This window comes from Actinospica sp., assembly GCF_035552695.1.
Classification (GTDB): domain Bacteria; phylum Actinomycetota; class Actinomycetes; order Streptomycetales; family Catenulisporaceae; genus Actinospica.
In genome coordinates, this window is the sequence record NZ_DASZKT010000043.1 from 86,846 (window position 1) to 93,252 (window position 6,407).

Below are 6,407 nucleotides of genomic sequence, written 5' to 3' on the forward strand. Positions count from 1 at the left end.
GGCTGCGCCGCCGGGGCGACCGAACCGGGCGAACGGCGGCCCAGCCGGTTGGGCTGGGCCGCCGCCGACGACGCTTCAGTCCCGCAGATCCTGGAACTTGTCGATGATCAGGTCGGACAGTTCGTCGCGGCGGTCCTGGGTGAGGAAGCCGGCCTCGATGCCGTTGAGGGCGACGAGTTCGAGGTCCGAGAGGTCCCAGTTGAAGGCCTCGATGAGGAGGCCGAGTTCGCGGGAGGTGGAGGTGCCGCTCATCAGGCGGTTGTCGCAGCTGATGGTGATGGTGAAGCCGAGCTCGTAGAGCTTCTGGACCGGGTGCTCGGCGATCTTGCCGGCGATGCCGGTCTGCAGGTTCGAGGAGGGGCAGACCTCGAGGGCGATGCGGGTGTCGCGGACGAAGGAGGCGAGCCGGCCGAGGTGGTGCTCGCCGTCCTCGGTGAACTCGATGTCCTCGATGATGCGCACGCCGTGGCCGAGGCGCTGGGTGCCCAGCTGCACGGCCTTGGCGATCGACGTGGGGCCGTCGGCCTCGCCGGCGTGGATGGTGAAGCGGAGGAACTGCTCGCGCAGGTAGGCGAAGGCGTCGGCGTGCAGGTCGGGGCCGAAGCCGAGCTCGGGGCCCGCGATGTCGAAGCCGGCGACGCCCGAGTCGCGGTGCCGGACGGCGAGTTCGGCGATCTTCAGGCTGTGGCCCGGCTCGGTGTTCTGCCGCATCGCGGTGACGAGGGTGCCGACCTGGATCGGGTTGCCGGCGGCGACGGCGCGGTCCTCGCCCTCGCGGCAGCCCTCGTTCACGGCCACGACGACCTCGTCCAGCGTCAGGCCGGCACGCAGGTGCTGCTCCGGCGCGTACCGCAGCTCCGCGTAGAGCACGCCGTCGGCCGCGAGGTCCTCGACCGCTTCCGCGGCGACCCGGCGCAGCGCGTGAGCGCTCTGCATCACGGCCACGGTGTGGTCGAAGGTCTCCAGGTAGCGCTCCAGCGAGCCGGAGTCGGCGGCGTCGCGGAACCAGGTGCCGAGCTCGGCGGCGTCGGTCGTCGGCAGATCGGTGTACCCGGCGGCGTGGGCCAGTTCGATCACCGTGGCCGGGCGCAGTCCGCCGTCGAGGTGGTCGTGCAGTGCCACCTTGGGGACCCGCCGGAGCACGTCCTCGGTCAGTGCGATGGGGGCAGGAGGGACAATCTCGTCGGTCATTGCGCCAGACTACGGGAATCGACCGGCCGACAAGGCCGATGGACCCGGGTCGCCGGATCCCGCCGAGGCACCCCTCCAGCGCGACGTTTCGCGGCGCCGCACGCCGCTTCAGGTCGCCGCACGCCGCCTCGCGCGCTCAGTTTCCGGACGACCCGTCCGCCGACCCGCTGGGCGAGGCGGAGGCCGTGCCGAGGTTCACGTACGCGGGCGCGCCGAAGTCTTCGGTGAAGTCGTAGCACTGGTTCCAGAACTGGTCCCCGCTGGAACTCCACGAGCCCACGGCCGGGGCGTTGAGATCCTCCTGGACCGAGCAGACGATCTCGGCCTTGGCCGCCAGGTCGAGCGGCAGCGAGTACTGATAGTTCCACTGCTGGTCGCGCGCGGTGTACGAGACGATCGACAGGCCCCCGGGGATCGCCGAGGTGTACCCGTCCGCGGTGTCGGTGGAGTCCGGCCCCTTGATCAGCGCGGCGAGGATGAGTTCCTGCGTCACCGGCTGGTTGCTGTAGCGCACGACCGGGGTGAGCCGGTGGGCCCGGAAGAAGTAGAGCTGGTATTCGTTGTTGCCGCTGCCCGGAATCCCCGTGCCGGTCACGTCGTTCGCCGCCTGGAGCGTGGGCGCGGTGCCGACCACCTTCATCGAGGTGGACTGGATCCCGCAGCCCGCGAGGCCCAGCGTCCCGACCATCCCGGCCACGGCGGCGGCCACGCCCATGCCGCGCCGATGCAGCGGGCGGTGCGAGGTCGCGTTCACCGGGTTCTCGCCTCCTGCGATCCCAAGGTCGCGGTCACCGGGCTCTCGCCTCCCAGTGATCCCGCTGGCGGGTGTCGTGGTGCCCGGACGCGGAGAGCAGGCGCTCCGTGGCCGAGACCTCGTGGTCGGGGTCCTCCCCGGCCGACGGGTGCCGAGGCAGTCTGAAAGTGAAGACGGCTCCGCCTTCCGGTCGGTTCCGCGCCGAGAGTTCCCCGTTGTGCAGCCGCGCGTTCTCCCAGGCGATCGCCAGGCCCAGGCCGCTGCCCTCGCTGCGGCCGCGCGCCTTGTCCGCCTTGTAGAAGCGTTCGAAGATGTGCGGCAGCGCGTCCTGCGGGATACCCGGTCCATTGTCCGCGACCTCGATCAGCAGCTCCTCGGCGTACGCGCGCACGGTCAGCTCGACCGGCTCGCCGCCGTGCTTGAGCGCGTTGCCGCACAGGTTCGCCAGCACCACGTCGACCCGCCGCGCGTCCACCTGGACCGGCAGCACCCGCGGCGCGCGCACCCGCACCTTCTCGCTCCAGCCGCGGGCCTCGATCGTCGCCTCGATCAGCTCGGGCAGGTTCACGTCCTCCACGCGCATCCCGGCGGTGCCCGCGTCCATCCGCGAGATCTCCATCAGGTCCTCGACCAGCCGCGCGAGCCGCTTGGTCTCGTTGGCGATCAGATGCGCGGCGGACACGGTGGTCGGGTCGGCGTCCTCCACGTCCTCGAGGACCTCGGTGACGGCTGTCATCGCGGTCAGCGGGGTACGCAGCTCGTGCGACACGTCCGCGACGAACCGCCGGGACGCCGCGTCCATCGCGCGCAGTTCCTCCATGGAGAACGCGAGCGCGCGGGCGGTCTCGTTGAAGGTGCGGGAGACGTCCGCGAGCTCGTCCGAGCCGTTCACCTCGAGCCGCACCTCCAACTCGCCGCGACCGAGCCGGCGCGCGGCCATGCCGAGGCGGCGGATCGGCAGCAGGATGTTGCGACTCGCGAAGAACGCCACGACCGTCGCGCCGATCAGCGCGAGCAGCGTGGAGACGGCACCGATCAGCACCAGGTTGTCCAGGACGTGCTGCTCCTGGCTGAGATCGGTGTAGGTGTACATCTGCACGCCGGAGGGCTGCAGCGTCGCGCCGGTCAGGATGTAGGTCGTGCCGCCGATCGACGTGCGTTCCTGCACCATCGATTTCTTGGCGGCCGTCTTGAAGTCGGCGGGGACGTCGTCGAGGTTGGAATTGCTCCATATCGTGCCGGCGGCCGGGCTGATGATGACCACCGCGTCGCCGTTCTTCGCGATGGTGTTGACCACCTGGTGCAGCGAGTTGGCGATCGCCGCCTCTTGGCTCGCCGCGGTGCCGCCGGCCTGCAACTGGCCGCCGTACGCGTTGAAGTCGTCCGTCAGGTTGCTGACGGCGGTCTGCTGCGCCTTGTCCAGCATCACGGCTCTGGTCAGGTAGTACGACGCGCTCGTGATGATGATCGCGGTGATCACGGCGACCGCGGCGAAGCCCGCGAACAGCCGCGGCCGGATTCCGCCGAGCCGCCAGCCGCGCCGGTGCAGCCCGCGGCGCCACCAGCCCACGCCGGCGCGCCGCTCCGCGTTCGTCTGCTCCCGTCTCTCTCGCCTGTTCACGCCGTCACCAGGCCAAACGCGCCGGGCCTCATCGTGGCGGATCCAAGCGGTAGCCGATGCCGCGCACGGTGCGGATCAGCTGCGGGTCGCCGGGCACCAGCTCGACCTTGGCGCGCAGCCGCTGCACGCAGGCGTCCACCAGCCGCGAGTCGCCGAGGTAGTCGTGGTCCCAGACGAGCCGCAGCAGCTGCTGCCTGGACAGCGCCTGGCCCGGCCGGCGGGAGAGCTCGACCAGCAGCTTCAGCTCGGTGGGGGTGAGCGAGATCGGCGAGCCGCCACGGGAGACGATCATGGCCGAGCGGTCCACCGACAGTTCGCCGAAGACCGCGACGTCCGCCTGGTCCGGCACCGACCCGCCGTGCCGCCGCAGAACGGCCCGGATACGCGCGTCGAGCACGCGGGGCTGCACCGGCTTGACCACGTAGTCGTCCGCGCCGGACTCGAGACCGACCACGACGTCTATGTCGTCGCTGCGCGCGGTCAGCAGGATGATCGGCACCTGGTCGGTGCGCCGGATGCGTCGGCAGACCTCGAAGCCGTCGAGGCCGGGCAGCATCACGTCGAGCACGACGAGTTCGGGACGCTGGGACTGCCACAGCTCCAGGCCCTCCTCGCCGGAGGCGGCTGCCGTCACGCGGTGGCCCTGGCGGGTCAGCGCGAGCTCTATGGCCATCCGGATGGAGGGGTCGTCTTCGACGAGCAGGAGACTAGGCACCTACCCATTTTTACCGATGAAACGCATGGGAGCGGTAGCGGTGATGCGAAACCGACGCCCCCGGCCTTGCGCCGTGACGGGCAGTGATCGCACCGTACCCCCGCGTGTCCGAACGGTGCCGGGAGATCGCAGTCCGTGGCGGCGATTTCACCCCAGGTGGGGACGCCGCGCCACCCGGCGGGCCCTGTGGCAAACCTGTGACGTGAATCGTACTGGGCGATGAAGAGCGGGGACCAGGGTGGTAGCCATGAGCTTCCCGACTCTGGCACCTCCTGTCCCCGCCGAGAATGCAGACGCGGCCCCCGCGTCGAGCGGTTCCACGGCGATCGATAACACTTCGGCCACGATTCCCGGAGACTTCGCCGCTTATGTGGCAGAGCGGCGTTCCTCGCTGCTGCGCACCGCCCACCAGGTGGCCGGCGACCGCACCGAGGCCGAGGACCTTCTGCAGGAAGGCCTGCTCAAGACCTACCAGGCCTGGCACCGGATCGAGGACAAGGCCGTCGTCGGCTCCTACCTCCGCCGGACCATGACGAACCACCAGATCTCGCAGTGGCGCAAGCGCCGGGTGGAGGAGTACCCGACCGACGAGCTGCCGGAGCGGCCCTACGACGGCGAGTCGATGACGCAGGTGGAGATGCGGGTGGCGGTGGCCCGCGCGCTCGGCCGGCTCTCGGCGCGCGACCGCGAGGCGCTCTCGCTGCGCTACTACGGCTCGTACACCGACACCGAGATCGCCGAGCGGATGGGCGTGTCCGTGGGCACGGTCAAGTCCGCGCTCTGGCGGGCACTGCGCAAGCTGCGCGAGGACCCGTCGCTGCGGCCGCTGGCGATGTACGTCACGGCGAACGCGGAGTGGCTGGAACCTGTCGCGGCCTGAGTTCCGCGGAGTGCACGGCTTTCTGACGGCGCGTGAGCTTTTCCGGCGGTTCCGGCGAGTTCGCCCGCGCAGGCTGGCGGCTGCTTCGGCGGGCTCGGTAGGCTCTGCGCCTGACAGGACAAGACGCATCACCCGATGACCAGGGAAAGCCACGTACTCATGACAGATGCGATCAAGAAGCTGCGCGAGCCCGCGGCGCTCGGTGCGGCGGCCTTCGCCGCCCTGATCACGCTGGCCGCCATCATCTCGTTGTTGTTCACCAGCGGCGGGAGTTTCTCCGACATCGCCTACTCGGATACGGGCAACCTGCTGAGCCTCCCGGTGGCCGCCGCCGTCGCCTTCGCGGTGTATCTGGCCAACCACGTCGGCCCGGCGCTCCCCAAGGCGCGCCTTGTGACCCTGATCGCGCTGGTCACGGTCGCCGCGGCCGCGGTGTTCGGGCTGGTCTCCTTCTTCGCCGGCTTCGGCGCGCAGGACGCGAGCGGCACCGGCAAGTTCGCCTACTTCCTGGCCGGCGCCGGCGGCGCGATCGTGATCGGCCTGGCCGGCTGGTACACCTGGCTGACCTGGCAGACGCACGCGCCGGCCAGGCCCGCGGCGCCGGCCGCGGCGGGCGCCGCGCCCGGCGGCTGGGTGCCGCCGCAGCAGCAGCACGGGGGCCCGCAGCAGCACGGGGCTCCGCAGGGCGGCGCGCCGCAGCAGGCGCCCGGCCAGCCGGGCGCGCAGCAGCCGGCCGGCTTCGGCTGGAAGCCGGGCAACGCCGCCGAGCAGACCGCCTACCTGCCGCCGCAGCCCGGCGGCGACCTCGGCCCGCAGACCCTGCAGGCGCAGCAGTCGGCGACCGGCTCGTACGCGGTGCCGCCGCACCTTCAGCAGCAGCCGGGCGGCCAGCCCGGGCAGCCGGGCCCGCAGGCGCACGGCGGCGGCGAGCGCACCCAGATGATCCCGCCGGTGCCGCCGACCATGCAGGAGTACGCGCCGGACCCGCAGCCCTGGCAGCCGCAGGGCGGGGCCCCGCAGGGCGGCGTCCCGCAGCCCCCGCCCACCCGGCCGATGAACCCGAACGACGGCCAGACCGCCGAGGGCGCCGGACCGTTCGGCGTCGGCAACTGGCAGTAGGCGGTACGCGGCAGGCGGAAGCGATTCTCAGCAGGTTCCCGCCGTACGACGCAGCGAACAGACAGGCCCCCGTCCCGCAGCCTGCGGGACGGGGGCCTGTCTGTTCGCCTGTCAGGCGCCGACCGGG

The 6,407-nt window shown here is 71.5% G+C and carries 6 protein-coding genes; 2 read left to right on the plus strand and 4 right to left on the minus strand.

The features are described 5' to 3' along the window. Window positions 1–75: 75 nt before the first annotated feature. From VG296_RS07140 to VG296_RS07155, 4 genes are all read right to left on the minus strand, one after another. Window positions 76–1,191 carry an adenosine deaminase gene (locus VG296_RS07140; protein WP_325564353.1) on the minus strand — a complete coding sequence of 372 codons (1,116 nt, stop codon included), beginning with the start codon at window positions 1,189–1,191 and terminating at the stop codon, window positions 76–78. A 136-nt stretch (window positions 1,192–1,327) separates the two neighbouring features. Then, window positions 1,328–1,945 (minus strand): hypothetical protein, encoded by a 618-nt coding sequence (locus tag VG296_RS07145; protein ID WP_325564355.1) that lies wholly within the window; start codon window positions 1,943–1,945, stop codon window positions 1,328–1,330. Window positions 1,946–1,979: 34 nt separating this feature from the next. After that, window positions 1,980–3,566, minus strand: a complete 1,587-nt coding sequence (locus VG296_RS07150) for a HAMP domain-containing sensor histidine kinase (RefSeq protein WP_325564357.1) — start codon at window positions 3,564–3,566, stop codon at window positions 1,980–1,982. A 28-nt stretch (window positions 3,567–3,594) separates the two neighbouring features. After that, the gene (locus VG296_RS07155) at window positions 3,595–4,281 is read right to left on the minus strand and encodes a response regulator transcription factor (protein WP_325564359.1); all 687 of its coding nucleotides are present in this window, start codon (window positions 4,279–4,281) and stop codon (window positions 3,595–3,597) included. Window positions 4,282–4,651: 370 nt separating this feature from the next. Between VG296_RS07155 and VG296_RS07160 the strand changes: the two genes are divergently transcribed. Beyond that, window positions 4,652–5,161 carry a SigE family RNA polymerase sigma factor gene (locus VG296_RS07160; RefSeq protein WP_414641066.1) on the plus strand — a complete coding sequence of 170 codons (510 nt, stop codon included), beginning with the start codon at window positions 4,652–4,654 and terminating at the stop codon, window positions 5,159–5,161. A gap of 159 nt (window positions 5,162–5,320) precedes the next feature. Next, window positions 5,321–6,280 carry a hypothetical protein gene (locus VG296_RS07165; RefSeq protein ID WP_325564362.1) on the plus strand — a complete coding sequence of 320 codons (960 nt, stop codon included), beginning with the start codon at window positions 5,321–5,323 and terminating at the stop codon, window positions 6,278–6,280. Window positions 6,281–6,407 lie beyond the last annotated feature (127 nt).